The organism is Streptacidiphilus monticola, assembly GCF_042658505.1.
GTDB classification, from domain to species: domain Bacteria; phylum Actinomycetota; class Actinomycetes; order Streptomycetales; family Streptomycetaceae; genus Streptacidiphilus; species Streptacidiphilus monticola.
Genome location: NZ_JBHSQJ010000019.1, coordinates 1 through 22983, shown reverse-complemented (window position 1 = coordinate 22983; position 22983 = coordinate 1). Strand labels below are relative to the sequence as shown.

Here is a 22983-nt window from a genome sequence, read left to right as displayed (position 1 = left end):
GATCAACACCCGTCCCCCTGCGGCAGCATGGCTGACGTGACCACTGCACCGGCGACGCCGCCTCACTCCGGCCACATGATCGTCTGCGGCAACGACCCGCTGACGCACCGTCTGGCCCTGGAGCTGATCCACCTCTACGGCGAGCGGATCACCCTCATCGTCCCGGAGCCCGGCTCCGGCCACGGCCCCCAACTCGTCGCGCTGGCAACGGAGGACGACACCGTCCGGGTCATCGCGGGCCGTGCGCCCGACGAGACCACGCTGCAGGCCGCCGGGATCGCCGAGGCCACCGCCTTCGCCGTGGTCATGGACGACGACGCCGCGGTCGTGAAGACCGCCCTGCTCGCTCGCGGCCTGAACGCCCAACTCCGGCTCGTACTGCGTGTGTTCAACCAGCGGCTGGGCAAGCGCCTGGGCCGGCTGCTGGAGTTGGGCGGCGGCGGTTCCACCGCCGTCCTGTCCGCGTCCGACATGGCCGCGCCCGCCCTCGTCTCCGCCGCGCTGCCCCAGCGCCGCCAGGTCATCCCCGCCGACGGGGGCACCCTCTCCGTCTTCCAGGTGGACGAGCCCGACGACCGCGAGCGCAACGGCGTCCGCCTCGCGCTGCTCACCGAGCAGGACAGCAACCTGCTGCCCGTCGACACACCGCCCGCGTCCCGCGCGGACGTGACGGTGATCAGGCTGCGCCACGATCCCGGCGCTCCGCCGCCCGCCCGCGGGCGGCGGGCGATCGCCGTGCTGCGCACGGTCTTCTCACGCCGGCTCCAGCTCGCGGCGCTCAGCCTGCTCGGCCTGGTGATCGCGCTGACCCTGGCCACCTGGGAGGCCACCGGCACGCCGCCGCTCCGGTCGCTGCTGCTGGTGCTGCTCGACCTGGGCGCGGCGGGCAACCCGGCGGAGGACGGCTCCGCCGCCCGGCAGGTGCTGCAGCTGCTGACCATCTTCACCGGCGTCGTCGTCCTCGGCGTGGTGGTCGCGCTGGTGCTGGAGAACCTGGGCACCCTGCGCTACGGCCCCCGCCTGCGCCGGGTGCCGCGCACCTTCTCCGGGCACGTCGTCATCGTCGGCCTGGGCAAGGTCGGCACCCGCGTGATGACCCGCCTGGACGACCTGCGCGTCCCGGTCGTCGTGGTCGAGCGCGACCCGCAGGCCGACGGACTGAGCCGGGCGCGGGAGCGCAACATCCCGGTCGTCATCGGGGAGTTCGCCCGCTTCAGCGCCTACCGCGCCGCACGGGTCGCCCGCTGCTCCGCGCTGATGGCGCTGACCAGCGACGACAGCGCCAACCTGGAAGCGGTGCTGTACGCCCGCGAGCACCGCCCCGACCTGCGCGCGGTCCTGCGGCTGTTCGACGACGACTACTCGCGCACCGTCTACGACGCGCTGCGCCGTGCCCACCCCGAGGCCCGGACCCGCAGCCGCAGCGTCTCGTACCTCGCCGCGCCCTCCTTCGCCGCGGCCATGATGGGCCGTCAGGTGCTGGCCGCCATCCCGGTCAAGCGGGAGATGCTGCTGGTGGCGGACATCGAGGTGCGGCCGCTGCCGGACGGGACGCTGCCGGCACGGCACCGCGAGGGCGCCTGGCGCTTCCTCGCCGTCCGTGACAAGGGCGGCTGGAACACCCATCTCGTCGGTGACGGCGCGGAGTTGGCGGAGGGTCGACGGGCACTGGTGGCCGCCACCCGCGAGGGCCTGGGTCTGCTGCTGCAGCGCCAGCCGGGCGAGCCGGTCAGCGCTCCGATCCCGGCACAGCTCCCGCACGCCCCGCGCGCGGAGCCGGACGCGCCCTATCCCACGCCGGAGGAGCTGGAGTCGGAGTCACGCCGTCTGGCCCGGCAACGGCGGCAGTCACCGCAGGCGTCCCAGCCGCCTCAGCCGCCGAGGTAGGCCAGGGCCTGCTCGGCCTCGTCCGTGAAGAAGACCAACTCGTCCAGCGGTCGCGGCAGGAAGCCCTCGGCGTCCATGCGGCGCAGCTGGCTGCGCAGGCCGTCGTAGAAGCCGTCGGTGTCCAGCACGACGACGGGCTTCTCGTGGTGGCCGTGCTTCTTGAGCTCGAGCACCTCGGTGATCTCGTCCAGCGTGCCCAGGCCGCCGACCAGGACGACGAGCGCGTCCCCGCGCTCCAGCAGCTCGGCCTTGCGGCGCGGCAGGTCGACCGCGGTCACCAACTCGTCGGCGCCCTGGTACGACTTGTGCGCGAGGAACGCCACGGACACCCCCACCAGTCGCCCGCCCGCCGCCTTCACCTCGTCCGCGAGCAGGCCCATCAGCCCCGCGTCGGAGCCGCCCCACACGAGGGTGTGCCCGCGCTCCCCGACCAGCCGCGCGAACTTGCGCGCGGGCTCGGTGTAGCGCTCGTCGAGACTGTAGGCGGAGCAGAAGACGGTGATGTTCACCCGGTCATGCAATCACACCCCGACGGAGGCCCGCTCCGTCGTGGCGATGGTCGCGGAGCCGACGACCCGGGTGCCGTCGTAGAGGACGACGGCCTGGCCGGGGGCGATCCCGCGCTGCGGCTCGTCGAAACGGACGCTGAGCCCGCCGTCGGCGGTGATCTCCGCGGTGACCGGGACGTCCTCGCCGTGCGCGCGCAGCTGCGCGGTGTACCGGGCGGTCCCGATCGGCGGAGTGCCGCCGCACCAACGGGAGTTGATGCCGGTCAGCCCGGTGACGTCGAGCGCCTCGACCGGGCCGACGGTGACCGTGTTGTTCACCGGCGAGATGTCCAGCACGTAGCGCGGCTTGCCGTCGGGGGCCGGGCGGCCGATCCGCAGGCCCTTGCGCTGGCCGATGGTGAAGCCGTAGGCGCCGGTGTGCTCACCGAGCACCGTGCCGTCCACGTCCACGATCTCGCCGGGGGTCTTCCCGAGCCGCCGCTCAAGGAAGCCCTGGGTGTCCCCGTCGGCGATGAAGCAGATGTCGTGCGAGTCGGGCTTTCGCGCGACGGCGAGGCCGCGGCGCTCGGCCTCGGCGCGGATGCCGTCCTTGGTGGTGTCGCCGAGGGGGAAGTAGGAGTGCGCGAGCTGCTCGGCGTCGAGGACGCCGAGCACGTAGGACTGGTCCTTGGCGGGATCGACGGCCCGGTGCAGCTCGCCGTCGATGATCCGGGCGTAGTGGCCGGTGCAGACGGCGTCGAAGCCGAGGGCGATCGCCTTGTCGAGCAGCGCGGCGAACTTGATCTTCTCGTTGCAGCGCAGGCAGGGATTGGGCGTGCGCCCGGCGGCGTACTCGGCGACGAAGTCGTCGATGACGTCCTCGCGGAAGCGGTCGGCGAGGTCCCAGACGTAGAACGGGATGCCGATGACGTCGGCGGCGCGGCGGGCGTCGCGGGAGTCCTCCAGCGTGCAGCAGCCGCGGGCGCCGGTGCGGAAGGACTGCGGGTTGCTGGACAGGGCGAGGTGAACGCCCGTCACATCGTGCCCGGCCTCAGCGGCCCGCGCGGCGGCGACGGCGGAATCGACACCGCCGGACATGGCGGCAAGGATGCGGAGAGACATAGTGCCTACCAGCCTACGCGAGCCCCCACCGACTCAGGGCGCGGGATTCGGCACGCGACCGACCCGGGCAACCCCCTCAGGGGCGCGAGGACTCCGCACGCGAGCAACCCGGCAGTCCCCCCAGGGGCGCGGGGAACTGCGCGAGCAACGCACCACCCGCGGAGGTTCGTCCCGCAGATGGAGTCGGACCTCCGCGGGTGGTGGGTTGCCCGCGCCCACGCGGCGGAGCCCCACACGTCCCCAGCCCCGCGCCCCTGCGGGGGTCATCGCCGTGAGGAGAGCCCGGCGAGCTTCGCGCGGTCGACGACGGGGGCGATGGCGTCGGCCAGGGCCTGGACGTCCGCCGCGGAACTGGTGTGCCCCAGGGAGAACCGCAGCGACGCCCGGGCCAGGTCGGGCTCGACGCCCATGGCCAGCAGGACGTGGCTCGGCTGCGGCACACCCGCCGAGCAGGCCGAGCCCGTCGAGCACTCGATGCCCCGGGCGTCGAGCAGCATCAGCAGCGCGTCCCCCTCGCACCCCGGGAAGGAGAAGTGCGCGTTGGCCGGCAGCCGCCCCGCCGGGTCGGGGTCACCGTTGAGGATGGCGTCCGGGACCGCCTCCCGCACGGCCGCGACCAGACGGTCCCTCAACTCCCCGACCTCCCTGGCGAACCGGGGCTGCCGCTCCGCCGCGAGCTGCGCCGCCGCCGCGAAACCCGCCGCGGCCGGGACGTCCAGCGTGCCGCTGCGCACGTCGCGTTCCTGGCCGCCGCCGTGCAGCAGCGGGGTGGGGGCGGCGCTGCGCGCGAGCACCAGGGCGCCGATGCCGTAGGGGCCGCCGACCTTGTGGCCGGTGACCGACAGCGCGTCCAGGCCGGAGTCGGCGAAGGAGAGCGGCAGCTGCCCGAAGGCCTGGACCGCGTCCGCATGCATCGGGACGCCGAACTCCTGTGCCACCGCCGCCAGTTCGCGAATCGGCTGGACGGTGCCCACTTCGTTGTTGGCCCACATCACGGAGACCAGCGCCGCCGAGTCCGGGTCGGCCGCCAGCGCCTCCCGCAGTGCCTCGGGGTGGACCCGGCCGACGGAGTCGACGGGCAGCCAGTCCACCTGCGCACCCTCGTGGTCGGCCAGCCAGTGCACGGCGTCGAGCACGGCGTGGTGCTCCACCGGGCTGCACAGGATCCGGCGCCGTGCCGGGTCGGCGTCGCGGCGCGCCCAGTAGAGGCCCTTGACCGCCAGGTTGTCCGACTCGGTGCCGCCGCCGGTCAGCACGATCTCGCTGGGCCGGGCGCCGAGCGCGGCGGCGACGGCCTCACGCGACTCCTCCACCACGCGCCGCGCCCGCCGTCCCGAGCCGTGCAGGGCTGAGGCGTTGCCGGTGCTGCCGAGTTGCTCGGTCATCGCCCGGACCGCCTCCGGCAGCATCGGAGTGGTCGCCGCGTGGTCAAGGTAGGTCATGGCGGCCCCAGTCTATTGGCATCGATTCGGCAACTCTGCCGCGCACCGGGTGCGTCCCCCATTGCACAGGGCGCAACGGCGTCCCTAGGATCCGGCCACGCTCAGTCAGTTGACTGGATTCGCCAAGGGGGGCGGGCCGGTGTCGCAATCGGTGGATCGGGCACTCACGGTGCTGTCCGCGCTCGCGGACGGTCCGACCACGCTCGACCAGGCGGCCTCCCGGCTGGGCGTGCACAAGTCCACGGCCCTGCGGCTGCTGCGGACGCTGGAGCAGCACGGCTTCGTCCACCGCCAGCGCGACTACCGCTACCGGCTCGGCGGACGGCTGTTCACGCTGGCCCAGCTGGCCCTGGAGAGCATCGACGTCCGCGAGGTGGCGGCCCCTCACCTGGCCGCGCTCAACGAGCGCTGCGGGCACACGGTGCACCTGGCCGTCTACGAGGACGGCGAAGTGACGTACGTGGACAAGCTGGAGAGCCGCTACCCCGTGCGGATGTACTCGCGCATCGGCAAGCGCGCCCCGCTGACCGCCTCCGCGGTCGGCAAGGTCCTGCTGGCGGGACTGCCGGACGCGCACCGGCGCGAGGTCGCGGAGTCGCTGGAGTACCCCGCCTACACCCCGAGGTCGCTGCGCACTCCGGAGGCGCTGCTGGCGGAACTGGAGACGGTCCGCGACCAGGGGTGGGCGATGGACAGGGGCGAGTACGAGGAGACCATCAGCTGCGTGGCCGCGCCGATCCGGTCGACGGACGGAACGGTGATCGCCGCGTGCAGCCTCTCGGCGCCGACGGTGGTCGCCCCGCTGACCGCGCTGCGCCGCCTCGTCCCCGACCTCCTCGCCACCGCCGACGCCGTGTCCCTGGAGTACGGCGGGAACCCCTGACGGGGTGCTGTTCACTCCTCGGCTCACTCCTCGGCGCGGGAGCTGCTGCGCTGCCAGGCGCGGGGCGCGCGCCAGTCGTAGCGGAGCGCCAGCATGCGGATCGCGAACGCGGCCATGGCCGCGAGCGTGCCCGTGGTGGCGTTGAGCCTGCCGCCGGCAATCAGTCCCGCGACGATCGCCGAGCCGACCAGCGCCGGGACGGCGTACAGCGCCCGGTCCCAACGCAGCAGCGAGGGAAGCTCGTTGGCGAGCACGTCGCGGATCACGCCACCGCCCGCAGCGGTGATCATGCCGAGGGCGATGGAGGCCACGGACCCCAGTCCGTAGTCATGGGCCTTGGCGGTGCCGGTGACGCAGAACAGTCCCAGACCGGCCGCGTCCAGCGTCTGCACCGACCAGTTGATCCGGGCGACCTCGGGGTGCAGGAAGAAGACGACCACGGCCGCCGCCAGCGGCGTCAGGAAGTAGATCTGGTCGGCGAAGGCTGCCGGCGGCACGGCGCCGATCAGGACGTCGCGGATGACACCGCCGCCGAGCGCCGTGGCCTCGGCGAGCACCGCGATGCCGAAGATGTCCAGGTTCTTCCGGACGGCCAGCAGTCCGCCCGAGAGGGCGAAGATGAAGATGCCGACCAGGTCCAGCACCTCCTGGAGGTGCGGGTCGAAAAGCTGCGAGGTCACGCCGACCTTTCTATCCGAAAAGTCGACGTGACCCCGCACCGGACCGGAACGTGGCCCTCCGGCCTACTCCGCCGCTTCCTCAGGGAAGTGGCAGGCCGCCAGGTGCCCGGCCTTCTGGGCGACCAGTTTGGGCTCCTCCGTCGCGCAGACGTCCTGCGCCTTCCAGCAGCGGGTGCGGAAGCGGCAGCCCGTGGGCGGGTTGATCGGTGACGGCACGTCACCGGTGAGCAGGATGCGCTCGCGCTGCTGCTTGCGCGCCGTGTCGGGCACCGGGACGGCCGACATCAGGGCCTTGGTGTACGGGTGGCGGGGCGACTTGTAGAGCGAGTCGCGGTCCGCCAGCTCGACGATCTTGCCCAGGTACATCACCGCGACGCGGTCCGAGACGTGCCGGACGACCGAGAGGTCGTGCGCGATGACGACGTAGGTCAGGCCGAGCTCGGACTGCAGGTCGTCCAGCAGGTTGACGACCTGCGCCTGGATCGACACGTCGAGCGCGGACACCGGCTCGTCGGCGACGATCATCTTCGGCCGCAGGGCGAGCGCCCGGGCGATGCCGATGCGCTGGCGCTGTCCGCCGGAGAACTCGTGCGGGTAGCGGTTGTAGTGCTCCGGGTTGAGGCCGCACAGCTCCAGCAGATCCTGTACGGCGGCCTTGATGCCGTTCTCCGTCTTGATGCCCTGCAGCCGGAACGGGGCGCCGACGATGGTGCCGACCGTGTGCCGCGGGTTGAGGGAGGAGTACGGGTCCTGGAAGATCATCTGGATGTCACGGCGCAGCGGCCGCATCTGAGCGGTGTTCAGATGCGTGATGTCCGTGCCCTCGAAGGTGATCTTCCCGCCGGTCGGCTCCAGCAGGCGGGTGATCAGCCGGCCCATGGTGGACTTGCCGCAGCCGGACTCGCCGACCACGCCCAGCGTCTCGCCGGCCTTGACGTCGAAGGTCAGCCCGTCGACGGCCTGCACCGCGCCGACCTGGCGCTGCAGCAGACCCTTCTTGATCGGGAAGTGCTTGACCAGCCCCTCGACCTGGAGCAGGGGCTCCCGCTCGTCCGCGGGCGCCGCCGCGGGCTCCGGGATCTTCTTCTCGGTCTTCGTGACGTCAGCCATGGTTGTTCTCTCCTCGACTCGTGCCGGCTAGAGCCGGGGAGCGATCTCCTCGGTGAAGATCTCGGTGCGCAGTTCCTTGCTCATGTGGCAGGCCGCCAGGTGCTGCGGGCCCACCTCGGTGAGCTGCGGCACCTCGCTCTGCGACCGGCCCTCGGTGCGGTCCGCGAACGGGCAGCGCGGGTGGAAGGCGCAGCCGTTCGGCAGGTTGATCAGGGAGGGCGGGTTGCCCTGGACCGGGATCAGCCGCTCCTGCAGCTCGCGGTCGATGCGCGGCATCGAGCCGAGCAGGCCCCAGGTGTAGGGGTGCTGCGGGGCGGAGAAGATCTCGTCGGCCGGGCCCTTCTCGACGCACTTGCCGCCGTACATGACCAGGATGTCGTCGGCCAACTCGGCCACCACGCCCAGGTCGTGGGTGATGATGATCACCGAGGAGCCGAACTCCTGCTGCAGGTCCCGGATCAGGTCCAGGATCTGCGCCTGGACGGTGACGTCGAGCGCGGTGGTCGGCTCGTCGGCGATCAGCAGTGAGGGGTCGTTGGCCAGCGCCATCGCGATCATGGCGCGCTGGCGCATACCGCCGGAGAACTCGTGCGGGTGCATGTCCACCCGCTTGTCCGGCTGCGGGATGCCCACGCGGTCCAGCAGCTGGATCGCGTGGCTGCGGGCCTGCTGCTTGGAGGCGCCCGGGTGGTGCTGCTTGTAGCCCTCGATGATCTGCTGGCCGACCGTGTAGAAGGGGTGCATCGCGGTCAGCGGGTCCTGGAAGATCATCGCCATCTTCTGGCCCCGGAGCTTGCGCACCTCGTCCGGCTTGGCACTGACGAGCTCCTGGCCGTCCAGCCAGATCTCGCCGCTGATGCGCGGCCCGCGCTTCTTGCCGGCGTTTCGGTGCAGGCCCATGATCGACAGCGAGGTCACCGACTTGCCCGAGCCGGACTCGCCCACGATGCCCAGGGTCTTGCCCTTGGCCAGGGTGAAGCTCAGCCCGTCCACGGACTTGACCAGACCGTCGTCGGTCGGGAAGTGCACCTTGAGGTCACGGACCGTCAGGAAGTCCTCGGGGGCGCCCGGTCCGACCGTGACGGCGGAGGCCGAAGGCTCCGTGGTCTTGGAAGTCTCAGGGGTGGTCATGCAAGCCTCACTCGGGGGTCGATGGCCGCGTAGAGCAGGTCCACGATCAAGTTGGCCAGCACGATGAAGAACGCGGCGAACAGGGTGACACCCATGATCATCGGCAGGTCGTTGCGCTGGATGCCGAGCAGGGCCTGGAAGCCGAGTCCCTTCAGGTTGAACACGTTCTCGGTGAGCACGGCGCCGCCGAGCAGGCCGCCCAGGTCCATACCGAAGACGGTGAGGATCGGGGTCAGCGTGGACCGCAGCGCGTGCTTGCCGACCACGGTCCCCTCGCTCAGTCCCTTGGCCCGAGCGGTACGGATGTAGTCCTCACCCATGACGTCCAGCATGGTGGCGCGGGTGAGTCGGGCGTAGGTGGCGGCGAAGAGGAACGCCAGGGTGATCCACGGCAGCAGCATGTTCTGGAACCAGGCCACCGGATCGTCGCCGAAGCTGACGTCCGAGGACTCGGGCAGCCAGCCGAGGTTGTAGATGAAGATCGCCGAGGTCACCAGGCCGGTGAAGTACACCGGGAGGGAGACGCCCGCCAGGGCGGTGACCATGGTGACGCGGTCCAGCACGGAGCGCTTGCGCAGCGCGGACAGGATGCCGGTGCCGACCCCCAGGACGAGCCAGATGACGGCCGCGCCGCCGGCGAGCGACAGGGTCACCGGGAAGGCGCCGGTGAGGATGTTCCACACCGGGGAGTCGTTCTGGGTGGACAGGCCGAGGCAGGGCGCAGGGCAGTGCGTCACACTACGGCCGTTGGGGTAGTCGCGGCCGACCACCAGACCCTTGAGGTAGTCCCAGAACTGCACGTAGACGGGGTGGTTGAACCCCAGCTTGATGCGCAGGCCCTCGATGGCCGCCGGGTTGGCGTTCTTGCCCACGTAGAGCATCACTGGGTCCTGGCCGGTGAGCACGGGAACCAGGAAGAAGATGCCGTAGGTGATCGCGGCGATCACCACGAGCATGACGACCATGTTGAGGAGTCGTCGGACGATGTACAGGAGCACTGCGCTCGGCTGGCGGGGGTCCGCCCGCCGCCCCCTGTGGGGAGCGGCGGGCGGACCCTGCCCGCCTTCACCTGCCCTTCGGTCTAGCTGTGTTTACAGGTGAGACGGCTGGGAATCACTTGCCGTCGGAGACGCCGAGCGCCTTGAAGTCGATCATGCCCAGGGCCTGCGAGAAGGTGACGTTGGTCAGTCGCGGGTTGTAGTAGTTCAGCGACTGGTCGACGACGACCGGCAGGTACAGGGCCAGGTCCATGACCTTGTGGTTGATCTTGGTGTAGTCGGCCGCCACCACGTTCGGGTCGGTGGCCTTCTTCGCGTCGGCGATCCAGGACTGGATCTCCGGGTCGTTGACCTCGGTGTAGTTGTTGTTGCCGGCCGGCAGGATCTGGTTGCCGTCGACCAGCACACCCAGGAAGCCCGGAGCGGTCGGGTAGTCGGCACCCCAGCCGAAGACGTTCAGACCCAGCTGCTTCTGGTGCATGACAGCCGGCGCACCGACGGTGGACGCGGACTGGGCGCCGTCGTACTGGTACAGGTTCAGCTTGATGCCGACCTTGGCCAGGGCGGCCTGCAGCTGCTCGGCCTCCTTGACCTCCTTCTGACGGTTGTTGCGGACCGCGATGTTGGTGGAGAAGCCGTTCGGCTTGCCGCACGCGGCCAGCTCCTGCTTCGCCTTGTCGATCTGCGACTGGCCGGCAGCGAGGTTGTACGGGTCGTAGTTGTCGGCACCCAGCACGCCCGGGGGCAGCATGTTGGTGGCGAGCTTGCCGGCCCACTGGCCGCCACGGGCGGTCTGCAGGTCCGTGCCGTTGGCCGCGTAGATCACGGCCTTGCGGCAGTGGATGTTGTCGAACGGCGCGACCTTGGTCTGGATGGAGATGTAGCGGATCGTCATCGACGGGACGTCGTCCGCGTACGCCTTCAGCTTCGGGTCGGTCAGGATCTTCGCCTGAGCGGCCGTCTGCACACCGGCCTGGCCGATGTCGAGGTCCGCGGTGCCGGCCAGCAGTCGGCTGTCCAGGTCGTCGGCGTTGGTGGTGATGGTGACGTTGACCGCGTCCGGCAGCGCCTTGCGCAGGGTGTCGGTCGACTGGTCCCAGTAGGGGTTGCGCACGAACTTGATGGACTTGTTCGGCACGTAGGAGGCGACCTTGTACGGACCGCTGGAGACGGGGGCCTTGTTGTAGGCGTCGGCACCGGTGTCGCGGGACTGCTCGACCGGCGAGGCGGAACCCATCGCCAGGTGGTACAGGAAGTCCGAGTTGGGCTGCTTCAGCGTGAAGACGATCGTGCTGTCGTCCGGGGTCTGGACGGACTTGAGGCCCTCAGGGGACTTGTCCTTGTACGGGCCGGGGTACTTCTGGCCCTCGTCCAGGTCGTCGATCAGGTAGGTCGGGCCGCCGGGCAGGAGGTCCTGCGCGAAGACGCGCTCGATGCCGTACTTGATGTCCTTCGACGTGATCGGCTTGCCGTCGTCGAACTTCAGGCCGCTCTTCAGCTTGAAGGTGTAGGTGAGGCCGTCGGCGCTGACCGTCGGCATGGAGGCAGCCAGGTCGGGCTGCAGCTGCAGGCCGTCCTTGCCCGGCTTGCTCGGGTAGGCGACCAGCGTGCGGGCGTAGAGGCCCTGCAGGTCCCAGGCGAAGGCGTAGTAGGCCCGCGCGGTGTCGAGGAAGTCGACGTCCTGAGAGCCCCAGAGGTTGAGCGTGCCACCCTTCTTGTCCGAAGGGTTCACGATCGAGGTGGCCACAGCGTTGAAGCTGGAACCGCCCTTGCTGTCGCTGCTGGTGCCGTGGTTCTTGGAACCGCCGCAGGCCGCCGTCAGGGCCATGACCCCGACGAGGCTCACGGCCGCAAGTGCCTTCTTGCGCGTATTCACTGAGTGTCAACCTCCGAGAGAGCCCAGCCCCGGGCGGGTGCTGGCAGTCTTTGTTGCGTTCGCGCCGGGGCGCGAGGGATGAGCTAGTTGCCCTTGGGATCGAGTGCGTCCCGGAGTCCGTCACCGAAGAGGTTGAAGGACAGCACCGTAATGAAGATCGCGAGACCCGGGATGACCATGTAGGTCGGGTCGATCGTGTAGTACTGCACCGAGTCGGAGAGCATCTGCCCCCACGACGGGGTCGGCGGCTTCACACCCACACCGAGGAAGCTCAGTGCCGCCTCGTTGAGGATGTTGGTGGGGATCATCAGCGTCGTGTAGACGAGGATCGGCGCCACCAGGTTCGGCAGCAGCTCCTTCAGCAGGATGGTCACCCGGCCCGCCCCGAGGCTGCGAGCGGCCTCGATGAACTCGCGCTCACGCAGCGAGAGGGTCTGGCCGCGGACGATGCGGCCGATGTAGGGCCAGCCGAAGAAGCCGATGACGAAGATCAGGACCATGATGCGCGGGGCCGAGCCGCTCAGGCCGAACAGCTTGTCCGGGAGCACCGAGACCAGCGCGATGGAGAAGAGCAACTGCGGGAAGGCCAGCAGGATGTCCATGGTGCGACTGATCGCCGAGTCCACCCAGCCGCCGAAGAAGCCGGCAGCCATGCCGAGCAGGACCCCGATGATGACCGCGAGCAGCGCCGCGCCGAAGGCCACCAGCAGGGAGACCTGGGCGCCGTAGACGATGCGGGCGAAGATGTCGTGGCCGAAGACCGGGTCGACGCCGAAGATGTGCGAGCTGCTCACACCGCCGAAGGAACCGGCCGGGGTTCCGATACCCAGGCTCTTGTCCAGCAGGTCGGTGTGGGTGTCGTTCGGCGTGACCCCGAGGATGCCCGTCAGCACCGGGGCCAGCACACCCACCAGGATCAGCAGCACGACGACGACACCGCCGGCGAGCGCGACTTTGTCCTTCTTCAGGCGCTCCCAGGCGATGCGTCCCGGCGAACGGCCGATGATCTTCGCCGGCGCGGCGGCGGCCTGGTCGGCAGGGACCTCCAGTGTCGCGGTACCGGAGTCGTGGAGTGGAGCTGTCATGTGGTCAAGACCCCCAAGCCGGTGGTGACCGGCACACGGTGCCCGGCCGACCGGCCAAAGGTCCGGTCGCAGTTCACTGATGGTGCCAAGTGCTGTGGAACGAGAGAGCGGTCACGCACCGTCACCTGACGGTGCGTGAGAAGTGGTGCTGGGTGGAGCAGATGGTGCGGGCGGTGCGTGGTGTCGCAACTGTGCCGAGGAGGCCGCGCCTGGTGCGGCGCCGGCGTCTCCGGTGCGCCACTCTTCAATAAGCTCAGGCCCGTTCGGAAGACCCGGCCGGTAATCGTTTCCGCACCGTGATCTGTCCTGATGCACGCCCGTGACCAGCGAATACGCCGTTTCACATGCCTGTTACGCAAACACGGAGCGTGGCGATCAACGCGGGTAGAGTGCATCCCCGCTGGTCAGCGGCATGAGTGACACCACTGAGGACAGTGACACCCCGGGGGGCAAAGCGGACATCAGCCCTGAATCGGGTGCGGATACCCGTAGCCGGAGACGCCTCCGGAAACACCCCTGTCGAAGAAGGGGACGGTCCGCGCCTGAAGCCAGAGCGCCACCGAGTCGTAGGGGTCGGCCATCGCGACGGTGGACACGGCGACGCCCTCCGGGGCGGCCGGGAGCGCGTGCTCCATCATCCGGCGCACCGCTTCGACCGCGGCCGGGGACGAGTCGAACAGATCCAGACCGATCGTCAGATACGGCTCACCGAAGGCCGGTTGTACCCAGGCCCGACGAAGTGCCTGAATCACGGGTGTAGCATGCGCAGCCTGGGCAAGTCGGGCGTAGAAGGCATCCGCCACGATCCCGGCAGCCTCCGGTTCGGTGATGGTCAGCGGCCCGGCCGGGAGCCGGTCCAGTCCGCCCGCGATCCGGCGCAGGTCCGCCCACGGCACCCCGAGCCCGCCGCCGGGCTGGTGCGGATTGAGCCACAGCCCCCACCGCTCCCGGTACAGCGCCGCCGCGATCTCCCGTCCCTGGCCCACGACATGGGCCCGCGGCCAGCCCGACGCCTGCAACTGGGCCTCGGAGGTGACGCAGGGGGCGTAGCCGTGGCCGCCGACGTCCATGGAGCCGTACTGGGCGTCCGGACTGCCGGGGGTGCCGTGCCACAGCAGCATCCAGACCTGGCCCTCGGCGAGCGCGTGCAGCAGCGCCTCGTACCGCTCCGGCTGCCCCGGAGCGACGTGCGCCAGCGCCTGCTCGATCGCGCTCACTCTCTCCCCCACCGGATCTGTCGGATCGTTCCGCTGCTGCTGACGAACGGTCAGCCTAGCCGTTCACTGCGGTCGTAGAAGGGGGTCACGCTCGCCAGCATCCACGCCGCGAGCGTGTCCTGCGCCACGTCCAGCAGCACGACGGAGACCGGCCACGGCACGGGGGCGGCGTGCAGCGCCCGTCCGAGCGCGAGGTGCACGGCCTCCTGGTCGGCCTGCTGCAGGCTGGACAGCTGGACGCCCACGAACAGCTTCTCCGGGTCCCCCTCGACCTGGACGAGCGCCCGACGGGCCGTCAGAACGTGCGGCAGTAGGGACAGTTCGCCTGCGGCCTGTCCGAGGAACTCCCCCGGCTCCGCCTCCGGCTCGGGCTCGCGCAGCCCGACCTGGGCGGGCTCGCCCACGCAGAGGTCGGGCACGCCCTCGGCGGGGACGGGGATGCCGACGGTCCCCTCCGGGTTGACCGCTATCCCCACCCCCGGGGGCAGGCCGCGGGCCAACTCGCGGACCGGGGCGATGGCGTAGGACATGGCCGCCCCGGCGACGGCGTGCAGTTGCTCCTCCGAGCTGAAGACGGGGACGTAGGGCTTGCCCGCGAGCTCGGTCGTGGGCAGATCGAGGGTGATGCCGTCCTGGGTCGGCCCGCCGGGCAGCGGCAGCCAGACGTGGCTCCGCGCCAGCACCTCCATGACCCGGGGCGTGGCGCCCGGCTCCCCCACGGATGCCTGCAGCACCTGCTCCAACTCGTTCCCCGGCCACGTCATGCACTCAGGTTAGTGGCACCCCCAGGGGCGCGGGGCTGTGGACATGTGCGGCTCGGTCGCGTGGGCGCGACCAGCCCCATCGTCCGGGAGGTCCGACCCCGTGTGGGGGCGAACGTTCCCGGGTCCCGGGTGGTGGGCTGCTCGCGCTGGGGGCACCTCCCGCCGAAGGCTGGGGAGGGTGGGCGATTCCTCGGACCCCCGGCGGGGCGCCCGCGCGGCCGAGCCGCACATGTCCACAGCCTCGCGCCCCTGCGGGGCGGACCGTGTGCCATGATGTGCCGCAACGAGAACAGAAGACAGGCCGTTGAACCCGTGCGGGAGAGTCGGTGGAGCACACGCCGGCGCCGAAGGAGCAAGCCCTCCCCGGAATCTCTCAGGCACAGATACCGCAAGGGTGAGGCATCTCTGGAAAGCGACCGCTCCGCGGTCCACCCACGGTGCAAGACGCCGGGCTCTCTCCCGCGCGTCGAAGCTCTCAGGTCAAGCGACAGAGGGGAGACTCTGCCGCAGCATGCCTAGAGCAAGGGAAGTAACCCCATGACGCTCCGTCATACCGCCCTGGACGCCGTCCACCGCGCGCTCGGCGCGACCATGACCGACTTCGCGGGCTGGGACATGCCGCTGCGCTACGGCAGCGAGCGCGAGGAGCACAACGCCGTCCGCACCCGGGCCGGGCTCTTCGACCTCTCCCACATGGGCGAGATCACCGTCACCGGCCCCCAGGCCGGCGAGCTGCTCGACCGCGCCCTGGTCGGTTTCGTCTCCGCCCTCGGCCCGCTCCGCGCCCGCTACACCATGATCTGCGCGGCGGACGGCGGCATCCTCGACGACCTCATCGTCTACCGCACCGGCGAGACCGAGTTCCTCGTCGTGGCCAACGCCTCCAACGCGCAGGTCGTCCTCGACGCCCTGCGCGACCGCGCCGCCGGCTTCGACGCCGAGGTGCGCGACGACCGGGACAACTACGCGCTGGTCGCGGTCCAGGGCCCGGACGCCACCGCGATCATGCGCAAGGTGACCGACGCCGACCTGGACAACCTCAAGTACTACGCCGTCCTCCCGGCCACCGTCGCCGGCCGGGACGCGCTGCTGGCCCGCACCGGCTACACCGGCGAGGACGGCTTCGAGCTGTTCGTCGCCCCCGCGGACGCCGTCGAGCTGTGGCAGGCGCTGACCGAGGCCGGCGCGGAGTTCGGGCTGATCCCCTGTGGCCTCTCCTGCCGCGACACCCTGCGCCTCGAGGCCGGGATGCCGCTCTACGGGCACGAGTTGAACACCTCGCTCACCCCCTTCGACGCCGGGCTGGGCCGGGTCGTCCGCTTCGACAAGACCACCAACGGCGGCGAGTTCGTCGGCCGCGCCGCGCTGGAGAAGGCCGCCGAGGAGGCTCGCACCAACCCGCCGCGCGTGCTGGTCGGCCTGGTCTCCCCCGGCCGCCGGGTCCCCCGCGCCGAGATGACCGTGGTGGACGCCGACGGCCGGGCCATCGGCGCCGTCACCTCCGGCGCTCCCTCCCCGACCCTGGGCAAGCCGATCGCCATGGCCTACGTCGACGCCGCCCACGCGGTGCCCGGCACCCAGGTGGCCGTGGACGTCCGCGGCACCCACGAGCCGGTCGAGGTCGTCGCGCTCCCCTTCTACAAGCGCGCCCGCTGACCCGGCGTCAGCTCCCGTCTCACCTGCTGTCCCGTTTCGCCCCGACCTCCCCTGATCCTGGAGAATCCCCTCATGAGCAACCCCCAGAACCTGCAGTACAGCAAGGAGCACGAGTGGGTCACCGCCGCCGAGGACGGCGTGGTGACCGTGGGCGTCACCGCCTTCGCGGCGGACGCCCTGGGTGACGTGGTGTACGTGCAGCTGCCCGAGGTCGGCGACACCGTCACCGCCGGCGACACCTGTGGCGAGCTGGAGTCCACCAAGTCCGTCAGCGACCTCTACTCCCCCGTGAGCGGCGAGGTCGTCGAGGCCAACCAGGCCGTGGTGGACGACCCGGCGCTGGTCAACTCCTCGGCGTTCGAGGACGGTTGGCTGTTCAAGGTGCGCATCTCGGGCGCCCCGGAGGGTCTGCTCAACGCCGACGAGTACACCGCCCACACCGGCGGCTGATTCCTGCGAGGGGTTCCCCGATCATGTCTGTCCTCAACCAGTCCCTGCACGCGCTCGACCCCGAGGTCGCCGCTGCGGTGGACGCCGAGCTGCACCGCCAGCAGTCCACCCTCGAGATGATCGCCTCCGAGAACTTCGCGCCGGTCGCGGTGCTGGAGGCCCAGGGCTCGGTGCTCACCAACAAGTACGCCGAGGGCTACCCGGGCCGCCGCTACTACGGCGGCTGCGAGAACGTCGACGTCATCGAGCAGCTGGCGATCGACCGGGTCAAGGCGCTGTTCGGCGCCGAGCACGCCAACGTCCAGCCGCACTCGGGTGCCCAGGCCAACGCCGCCGCGATGTTCGCCCTGCTGCAGCCGGGCGACACCATCCTCGGCCTGGACCTGGCCCACGGCGGTCACCTGACCCACGGCATGAAGATCAACTTCAGCGGCAAGCTCTACAACGTCGTCGCCTACCACGTGGACCCGGCGACCGGCCGCGTGGACATGGCCGAGGTGGAGCGCCTGGCCAAGGAGGCCCAGCCGAAGCTGATCGTGGCCGGCTGGTCCGCCTACCCGCGGCAGCTGGACTTCGCCGAGTTCCGCCGGATCGCGGACGAGGTCGGCGCGTACCTGATGGTCGACATGGCCCACTTCGCGGGCCTGGTCGCCGCCGGGCTGCACCCGTCCCCGGTGCCCTTCGCGGACGTCGTCACCACCACCACGCACAAGACCCTGGGCGGTCCGCGCGGTGGCGTGATCCTGTCCAAGGCCGAGCTGGCCAAGAAGATCAACTCCGCGGTCTTCCCGGGCCAGCAGGGCGGCCCGCTCGAGCACGTGATCGCCGCCAAGGCAGTGGCCTTCAAGGTGGCCGCGGGCGAGGAGTTCAAGGACCGTCAGAAGCGCACGCTGGAGGGCGCGGCCATCCTGGCCGAGCGCCTGACCCAGCCGGACGCGGTCGAGGCCGGCGTCGCCGTGCTGTCCGGCGGCACCGACGTGCACCTCGTCCTGGTGGACCTGCGCAACTCCGAGCTGGACGGCCAGCAGGCCGAGGACCGCCTGCACGAGGTCGGCATCACGGTCAACCGCAACGCGGTGCCGAACGACCCGCGTCCGCCGATGGTGACCTCCGGTCTGCGGATCGGCGCCCCGGCACTGGCCACCCGGGGCTTCCAGGCCGAGGACTTCCGCGAGGTCGCGGACGTCATCGCGGAGGCGCTCAAGCCCGGCTTCGACGAGGCCAAGGCCGAGTCGCTGAAGGCCCGCGTCACCGCCCTGGCCGAGAAGCACCCGCTCTACCCCGAGCTGTGAGCCTCAGGTAGTCAGCTCTTTTCCGGGGGCACCTGCCCACGTGTCCCTCCGGCGGGGGTCTCCCGTCGAGCCGCGACGTCCGGCGCGTGCAGACGCAAGGCGGCGGCCCCCCTCGTACGGGATGTGCGTGGGGGTTCGCCAACGCAGCAGGTGCGCGTGCCCGACGTCGCGGCAGGGCAATCCCCGCCGGGAGGGACACTGGGAGGGGCGCGGCGATCCCGCGTCCTCCCCGTGGCCGGTGCCCCGGCCTCTGTACCGAACCCTCACCCTCAAGGGCGTCCCCGTGGCCATCAGCGTCTTCGATCTCTTCTCCATCGGCATCGGCCCCTCCTCCTCGCACACCGTGGGCCCGATGCGCGCGGCCCGGATGTTCGCCCGGCGGCTGCGGTCGGAAGGCCTGCTGCCGCGGACCGCGACCGTCAAGGCGGAGCTGTTCGGCTCCCTCGGCGCGACCGGCCACGGCCACGGCACCCCGAAGGCGGTGCTGCTCGGACTTGAGGGGGCGTCACCCCGGACCGTCGACATCGCCGAGTCCAACCGCATCGAGGAGCGGGTCCGCGCGAAGAAGCAGCTGAGCCTGCTCGGCGACCACGAGATCGCCTTCGACCCGGACACCCAGCTCGTCCTGCACCGGCGTCGCTCCCTGCCCTACCACGCCAACGGAATGACCCTGGCGGCCTTCGACGCCTCGGGCGGCGTCGTCCTGGAGAAGACCTACTACTCGGTGGGCGGCGGCTTCGTCGTGGACGAGGACGCCATCGGCGCCGACCGCGTCAAGCTCGACGACACCGTCCTCAAGTACCCCTTCCGCACCGGCGCGGAGATGCTGCGGTTGACGCAGGAGACCGGCCTCTCGATCTCCTCGCTGATGCTCGAGAACGAGAAGGCCTGGCGGACCGAGGAGGAGATCCGGGCCGGGCTGCTGGACATCTGGCGGGTCATGCAGGAGTGCGTCCGCAACGGCATGGCCAACGAGGGCATCCTGCCCGGCGGCCTGAAGGTCCGCCGCCGGGCGGCCTCGGCCGCGCGGGCGCTGCGCGTCGAGGGCATCGGCCCGGCGAACGCGATGGAGTGGGTCACCCTCTACGCCATGGCCGTGAACGAGGAGAACGCGGCGGGCGGTCGCGTGGTCACCGCTCCGACCAACGGCGCGGCCGGGATCATCCCCGCGGTGCTGCACTACTACCTCAACTTCATCCCCGGCGCGGACGAGGACGGCATCGTCCGCTTCCTGCTGGCGGCGGGCGCGATCGGCATGCTCTTCAAGGAGAACGCCTCCATCTCCGGCGCCGAGGTCGGCTGCCAGGGCGAGGTCGGCTCCGCCTGCTCGATGGCCGCGGGCGGCTTGGCGGAGGTGCTCGGCGGCACCCCGGAGCAGGTGGAGAACGCGGCCGAGATCGGCATCGAGCACAACCTCGGCCTCACCTGCGACCCGGTCGGCGGGCTGGTCCAGATCCCGTGCATCGAGCGCAACGGCATGGCCGCGGTCAAGGCGGTCACGGCCGCGCGGATGGCACTGCGCGGGGACGGACGGCACCACGTCTCCCTCGACAAGGCCATCAAGACCATGAAGGAGACGGGCGCCGACATGAAGATCAAATACAAGGAGACCTCGCGCGGCGGCCTTGCGGTCAACGTCATCGAGTGCTGATCGCCGGCCCCGGCGTGGGTGACCGCGAGGGTGCCGCCGTCGGCTACCGCCTCGCGGACACCCGGCCCCGACCTTCGGTGCCGCCGGGGTCCGTTCCGGCGAGGCAGCGGCCGTGCGCCGCGGCGAGGATCGGCGAGGGCTGGACCGCTGCCCGCAGCGCACCGCCGAGCAGGCGGGCCGGGGGCCGCGCGAGCAGGTGCTGACGCAGGCCCAACTCCCGTGCTGCCCACGGCGGAAGCAGAGTGACCGCACCCGCGAAGAGCAGGCGGGCGCCGACGCGTTCGGCGGGCGTGCGCCCGAAGTCGCGCAGGAAGCGGGCCGCGTCCCGGGCGGCGGGGGTGAGCCGCAGCGAGGGCCGGGTTGCCTGGAGGTACGCCCCGGCCTGACGGGCCGTCACCGGAACCCGGGCGGCACCCAGTTTGCGGGCGATCAGCGCGGACTCGGTGAAGTACCGGTCCCGGTCCGCCGCTGACAGCGCTCCGCGCCCCGGGCCGAAGACCTCGTAGCCGCGCAGGAAGCAGACCATCTCGGCGACGTGGACCCAGGTCAGCAGGTCGGGATCGTCGGCCCGGTAGGGACGCCCGTCGGGGGCGGTTCCGTGCACCGCCCGGTGGACGGTGCGGACGCGCTCGATCATCGCCTCCGCCGCCCGCGTGGACCCGTACGTGGTCGTGGCGACGAACGCGGCCGTCGTGTTGAGGCGGCCCACCGGGCGCTCGCGGTAGTCCGAGAACTGGTCCACGCCGGCCATCGCCAGTGGATGCAGCGACTGGAGCAGCAGCGCCGCGATGCCGCCGCAGAGCATTCCGGGCAGGTCGCCGTTGACCCGCCAGGCCACGCTGTCCGGCCCGAACAGGCCGGGGTCCCCGGCGGGTTCGGCATAACGCTCGAGGTGCAGGTCGCCGCCGTGCACCAGGGAGTCGAGGTGCCGTTTGAGCAGTGCCGCCGCCAGTGCCATGGGCTGCGCCCCCTTCCCAGCCGTCCCCTACCCAGCCGGCACCCCTCTCAGCGCCGGTGCTCCCAGACCCGGAGCACGACCTCGGCGCCGTCCGGGTCGGTGACGACGACGGGCGGCTCGTCGGCGAGGTGGTAGCCGGTCGAGCGGGCGACGGCGGCGCTGGCGGCGTTGTCGGGCTCGATGCGCAGGACGACCTGCCGGGCGTCGAGCTCCGTGTAGGCGTACTCCGTCAGCAGGCGCACGCCCGCCGAGGCCAGGCCCTGACCGCGGTGGGCGGCGCCGATCGCGTAGCCGATCTCCACGACGCCCGTCGCGGCTCCGGTCTGGTCCACCCTGCGCATCGCCAGCACCTCGCCGAGCGGCTGCCCGCCGTCGCGGGTGACCGCGAACTGGAGCCGGAGCCGCGCCTCGCGCGCCTGGCGCGCCCGCTGCAGGTAGGCGGCCGCGGCCGCCTCGTCGAAGGGCGACGCCAGCGGCGTCCACCGGGCGACCTCGGGGTCGTCGAAGAGCGCGGACATGGCGGGCAGGTCCTCGTCCCGCCACTCGCGCAGGTGCAGGCCGTGGCCGTGGAGCTGGACGGGCTCGATGGGAAAGCTCATGGAGCGATCCTGCCACGAAAACGATCAAAGGCAGCAGAGGGAAGAAGTAGATGAATCACAAGCAAAGGAGCGGGAAAACCTTGTGATCCACGGCTCATGGCGGAGGAATGTCCGCAATTGTCCGAAGCGCGGTTTTGACCACATAGCGAGACGTCTGCGATAGTCGATCCCGGAACGCCTCCGACCCGAGCGCTTCCCGCATGCCCGTTCCGGCACCACCCCCTCGGCCGGCGGCAACTCTGTGCAGGGGCCCCGGATCCACCACGATCCCCGGGGCCCCGCATTGCGTTTCCGGCCGCCGCGAGGGCGTCAGAGCGGACGGACCCGCAGTTCGAACCAGACGGACTTGCCGCGCGCCAGCAGGTCGACGCCCCACCGGTCGGCGAGCTTGTCGACGATGCGCAGCCCGCGGCCGTTGTCGTCCTCGACATCGCCCATGATCAGGCAGGGCAGCACCCGGGACAGGTCCCGCACCTCCACCCGGACCCGGCCTTGGCCGCGCAGCGCGCGCAGACCGATGTCGTCACCCCCGGCGTGCCGGACCGCGTTGGCCACCAGCTCACCGACGAGCAGCTCCACGACCTCGCCCTGGCCGCCCAGTCCCCAGGACTCCAGGGCGGATCTGACGAGCCGTCGGGAGCGCTGCGCCGAGGACGTCTCCGCAGGTAACCGGATCTCCTCGGCGGGCTGCAGCACAGGAGTAACATCCGTCACTCTCTGCTGCGGCATCACTTCACCCCGTACTGCCATGCGCCCATCATGGCGGTTCCGGAGGGCCACCGCGAGCACAACGACAAAAAATCATCGCTTGCTTTGGGCATATGCCGATCGGAAGCTGACCCTCCGTCACATAACCGCAGCTCAGCGGAACTTGGCCTTCCCCGGCCCCTCCTCGACGAAACTCCGCATACCGATCTCCCGGTCCTCCGTTGCGAACAGGCCCGCGAACAGCTGCCGTTCGAGCGACAGCCCGGTCTCCAGATCGGTCTCCAGACCCCGGTCCACCGCCTCCTTGGCAGCCCGCAACGCATAGGCCGGACCGGCCGCGAGCCTGGACGCCCAGGCATATGCGGTCGGGTAGACCTCGTCGGCGGGGACGACCTGGTCGACCAGACCGATGCGCAGCGCCTCGTCGGCGCGGACCTGGCGGCCGGTGAAGATGAGGTCCTTCGCCTTGGCCGGACCGACCAGCCGCGACAGCCGCTGGGTGCCTCCGGCGCCCGGGATCAGCCCGAGCAGGATCTCCGGCTGCCCGAGCTTGGCGTTGTCGGCGGCGATGCGGATGTCCGCGCAGAGGGTCAACTCGCAGCCCCCGCCCAGCGCGTAGCCGGTGACCGCGGCGACGACCGGCTTCGGGATGCGCGCCACCGCGTCGAAGGACCCCTGCAGGGCGCCGGCGCGCTCGACCATGTCCGTATAGGACATGCGCTGCATCTCCTTGATGTCGGCCCCTGCGGCGAAGAGCTTCTCACCGCCCCACAGGATCACCGCGCGCACGTCCTTGGGGGCGCCCGCCTCCTCGGCGACCTCCTTGAGCTGGTCCTGCATGGCGATGTCCAGGGCGTTCATCGGCGGGCGATCCAGACGGATCGTGCCCACGGCGTCCTTGACCTCGAGCGAGACGAAGCGCGACGACACTGCGTGCCTCCAAGCGATTGCGACTGAGGGGTTAGCAGATGTTAACCGGCCCCCGG

At 70.9% G+C, this 22983-nt stretch carries 21 protein-coding genes and 1 riboswitch; of the genes, 6 read left to right on the top strand and 15 right to left on the bottom strand.

What is annotated here, in order from left to right; genetic code table 11:
* The first annotated feature begins 36 nt into the window (after positions 1-36).
* The gene (locus tag ACFP3V_RS05880) at positions 37-1887 is read left to right on the top strand and encodes an NAD-binding protein (protein ID WP_380580463.1); all 1851 of its coding nucleotides are present in this window, start codon (positions 37-39) and stop codon (positions 1885-1887) included.
* On the opposite strand, the gene ACFP3V_RS05875 is transcribed toward ACFP3V_RS05880, so the two are convergent.
* The 3 genes from ACFP3V_RS05875 to ACFP3V_RS05865 form a co-directional block, all read right to left on the bottom strand.
* Positions 1872-2396: an LOG family protein gene (locus tag ACFP3V_RS05875; protein ID WP_380580461.1), complete on the bottom strand. Its 525-nt coding sequence runs from the start codon at positions 2394-2396 to the stop codon at positions 1872-1874. The two genes, ACFP3V_RS05880 and ACFP3V_RS05875, sit on opposite strands and share 16 nt — an antisense overlap.
* A gap of 12 nt (positions 2397-2408) precedes the next feature.
* On the bottom strand, positions 2409-3497 hold the full coding sequence (gene mnmA, locus ACFP3V_RS05870) for a tRNA 2-thiouridine(34) synthase MnmA (protein ID WP_380580460.1): 1089 nt from the start codon (positions 3495-3497) through the stop codon (positions 2409-2411).
* A 263-nt stretch (positions 3498-3760) separates the two neighbouring features.
* The gene (locus tag ACFP3V_RS05865) at positions 3761-4939 is read right to left on the bottom strand and encodes a cysteine desulfurase family protein (RefSeq protein WP_380580458.1); all 1179 of its coding nucleotides are present in this window, start codon (positions 4937-4939) and stop codon (positions 3761-3763) included.
* Positions 4940-5078: 139 nt separating this feature from the next.
* Here ACFP3V_RS05865 and ACFP3V_RS05860 point away from each other — a divergent pair, with 139 nt between their 5' ends.
* Positions 5079-5822 carry an IclR family transcriptional regulator gene (locus tag ACFP3V_RS05860; protein WP_380580456.1) on the top strand — a complete coding sequence of 248 codons (744 nt, stop codon included), beginning with the start codon at positions 5079-5081 and terminating at the stop codon, positions 5820-5822.
* Between the two features lie 23 nt (positions 5823-5845).
* On the opposite strand, the gene ACFP3V_RS05855 is transcribed toward ACFP3V_RS05860, so the two are convergent.
* The 8 genes from ACFP3V_RS05855 to ACFP3V_RS05820 all read right to left on the bottom strand — a co-directional run bounded on the left by ACFP3V_RS05855 (position 5846) and on the right by ACFP3V_RS05820 (position 14683).
* Positions 5846-6502, bottom strand: coding sequence for a trimeric intracellular cation channel family protein (locus ACFP3V_RS05855; RefSeq protein ID WP_380580454.1), 657 nt, complete (start codon positions 6500-6502; stop codon positions 5846-5848).
* A gap of 63 nt (positions 6503-6565) precedes the next feature.
* Entirely contained in the window at positions 6566-7612 is a 1047-nt protein-coding gene (locus ACFP3V_RS05850; protein WP_380580452.1) for an ABC transporter ATP-binding protein, read from the bottom strand.
* Between the two features lie 27 nt (positions 7613-7639).
* Entirely contained in the window at positions 7640-8743 is a 1104-nt protein-coding gene (locus ACFP3V_RS05845; RefSeq protein WP_380580450.1) for an ABC transporter ATP-binding protein, read from the bottom strand.
* On the bottom strand, positions 8740-9741 hold the full coding sequence (locus ACFP3V_RS05840; protein WP_380580448.1) for an ABC transporter permease: 1002 nt from the start codon (positions 9739-9741) through the stop codon (positions 8740-8742). The genes ACFP3V_RS05845 and ACFP3V_RS05840 overlap by 4 nt, the downstream gene beginning before the upstream one ends.
* A 115-nt stretch (positions 9742-9856) precedes the next feature.
* Positions 9857-11587: an ABC transporter substrate-binding protein gene (locus ACFP3V_RS05835; protein ID WP_380580446.1), complete on the bottom strand. Its 1731-nt coding sequence runs from the start codon at positions 11585-11587 to the stop codon at positions 9857-9859.
* Between the two features lie 113 nt (positions 11588-11700).
* A complete protein-coding gene (locus ACFP3V_RS05830) occupies positions 11701-12702 on the bottom strand; it encodes an ABC transporter permease (protein ID WP_380580444.1) in 1002 nt (333 codons plus the stop codon).
* Between the two features lie 461 nt (positions 12703-13163).
* The gene (locus tag ACFP3V_RS05825; protein WP_380580442.1) at positions 13164-13919 is read right to left on the bottom strand and encodes an enhanced serine sensitivity protein SseB C-terminal domain-containing protein; all 756 of its coding nucleotides are present in this window, start codon (positions 13917-13919) and stop codon (positions 13164-13166) included.
* Between the two features lie 50 nt (positions 13920-13969).
* Positions 13970-14683 carry an enhanced serine sensitivity protein SseB C-terminal domain-containing protein gene (locus ACFP3V_RS05820; RefSeq protein ID WP_380580440.1) on the bottom strand — a complete coding sequence of 238 codons (714 nt, stop codon included), beginning with the start codon at positions 14681-14683 and terminating at the stop codon, positions 13970-13972.
* A gap of 305 nt (positions 14684-14988) precedes the next feature.
* A riboswitch (glycine riboswitch) is annotated at positions 14989-15082 on the top strand.
* Positions 15083-15220: 138 nt separating this feature from the next.
* Between ACFP3V_RS05820 and gcvT the strand changes: the two genes are divergently transcribed.
* From gcvT to ACFP3V_RS05800, 4 genes are all read left to right on the top strand, one after another.
* Complete coding sequence (gcvT, locus tag ACFP3V_RS05815; protein ID WP_380580438.1) at positions 15221-16339, top strand: glycine cleavage system aminomethyltransferase GcvT; 1119 nt, start codon at positions 15221-15223, stop codon at positions 16337-16339.
* Positions 16340-16411: 72 nt separating this feature from the next.
* Entirely contained in the window at positions 16412-16789 is a 378-nt protein-coding gene (gene gcvH, locus ACFP3V_RS05810) for a glycine cleavage system protein GcvH (protein WP_380580436.1), read from the top strand.
* 23 nt (positions 16790-16812) lie between these two features.
* Positions 16813-18081: a serine hydroxymethyltransferase gene (locus ACFP3V_RS05805; protein WP_380580434.1), complete on the top strand. Its 1269-nt coding sequence runs from the start codon at positions 16813-16815 to the stop codon at positions 18079-18081.
* Between the two features lie 283 nt (positions 18082-18364).
* Entirely contained in the window at positions 18365-19732 is a 1368-nt protein-coding gene (locus ACFP3V_RS05800; RefSeq protein ID WP_380580432.1) for an L-serine ammonia-lyase, read from the top strand.
* A gap of 43 nt (positions 19733-19775) precedes the next feature.
* On the opposite strand, the gene ACFP3V_RS05795 is transcribed toward ACFP3V_RS05800, so the two are convergent.
* From ACFP3V_RS05795 to ACFP3V_RS05780, 4 genes are all read right to left on the bottom strand, one after another.
* Entirely contained in the window at positions 19776-20690 is a 915-nt protein-coding gene (locus tag ACFP3V_RS05795) for an oxygenase MpaB family protein (protein ID WP_380580430.1), read from the bottom strand.
* A gap of 47 nt (positions 20691-20737) precedes the next feature.
* The gene (locus tag ACFP3V_RS05790) at positions 20738-21289 is read right to left on the bottom strand and encodes a GNAT family N-acetyltransferase (RefSeq protein ID WP_380580428.1); all 552 of its coding nucleotides are present in this window, start codon (positions 21287-21289) and stop codon (positions 20738-20740) included.
* Positions 21290-21598: 309 nt separating this feature from the next.
* Complete coding sequence (locus tag ACFP3V_RS05785; RefSeq protein WP_380580426.1) at positions 21599-22018, bottom strand: ATP-binding protein; 420 nt, start codon at positions 22016-22018, stop codon at positions 21599-21601.
* Positions 22019-22150: 132 nt separating this feature from the next.
* The gene (locus ACFP3V_RS05780) at positions 22151-22927 is read right to left on the bottom strand and encodes an enoyl-CoA hydratase/isomerase family protein (protein ID WP_380580424.1); all 777 of its coding nucleotides are present in this window, start codon (positions 22925-22927) and stop codon (positions 22151-22153) included.
* Positions 22928-22983 lie beyond the last annotated feature (56 nt).

What these genes read in the sequence shown, in the direction of transcription:
- ACFP3V_RS05795 (WP_380580430.1), bottom strand. Translation starts at nt 20,690, where the DNA reads ATGGCACTGGCGGCGGCACTGCTCAAACGGCACCTCGACTCCCTGGTG.
- ACFP3V_RS05865 (WP_380580458.1), bottom strand. Translation starts at nt 4,939, where the DNA reads ATGACCTACCTTGACCACGCGGCGACCACTCCGATGCTGCCGGAGGCG.
- ACFP3V_RS05790 (WP_380580428.1), bottom strand. Translation starts at nt 21,289, where the DNA reads ATGAGCTTTCCCATCGAGCCCGTCCAGCTCCACGGCCACGGCCTGCAC.
- gcvH (WP_380580436.1), top strand. Translation starts at nt 16,412, where the DNA reads ATGAGCAACCCCCAGAACCTGCAGTACAGCAAGGAGCACGAGTGGGTC.
- ACFP3V_RS05845 (WP_380580450.1), bottom strand. Translation starts at nt 8,743, where the DNA reads ATGACCACCCCTGAGACTTCCAAGACCACGGAGCCTTCGGCCTCCGCC.
- ACFP3V_RS05830 (WP_380580444.1), bottom strand. Translation starts at nt 12,702, where the DNA reads ATGACAGCTCCACTCCACGACTCCGGTACCGCGACACTGGAGGTCCCT.
- ACFP3V_RS05820 (WP_380580440.1), bottom strand. Translation starts at nt 14,683, where the DNA reads ATGACGTGGCCGGGGAACGAGTTGGAGCAGGTGCTGCAGGCATCCGTG.
- mnmA (WP_380580460.1), bottom strand. Translation starts at nt 3,497, where the DNA reads ATGTCTCTCCGCATCCTTGCCGCCATGTCCGGCGGTGTCGATTCCGCC.
- ACFP3V_RS05850 (WP_380580452.1), bottom strand. Translation starts at nt 7,612, where the DNA reads ATGGCTGACGTCACGAAGACCGAGAAGAAGATCCCGGAGCCCGCGGCG.
- ACFP3V_RS05785 (WP_380580426.1), bottom strand. Translation starts at nt 22,018, where the DNA reads ATGCCGCAGCAGAGAGTGACGGATGTTACTCCTGTGCTGCAGCCCGCC.
- ACFP3V_RS05805 (WP_380580434.1), top strand. Translation starts at nt 16,813, where the DNA reads ATGTCTGTCCTCAACCAGTCCCTGCACGCGCTCGACCCCGAGGTCGCC.
- gcvT (WP_380580438.1), top strand. Translation starts at nt 15,221, where the DNA reads ATGACGCTCCGTCATACCGCCCTGGACGCCGTCCACCGCGCGCTCGGC.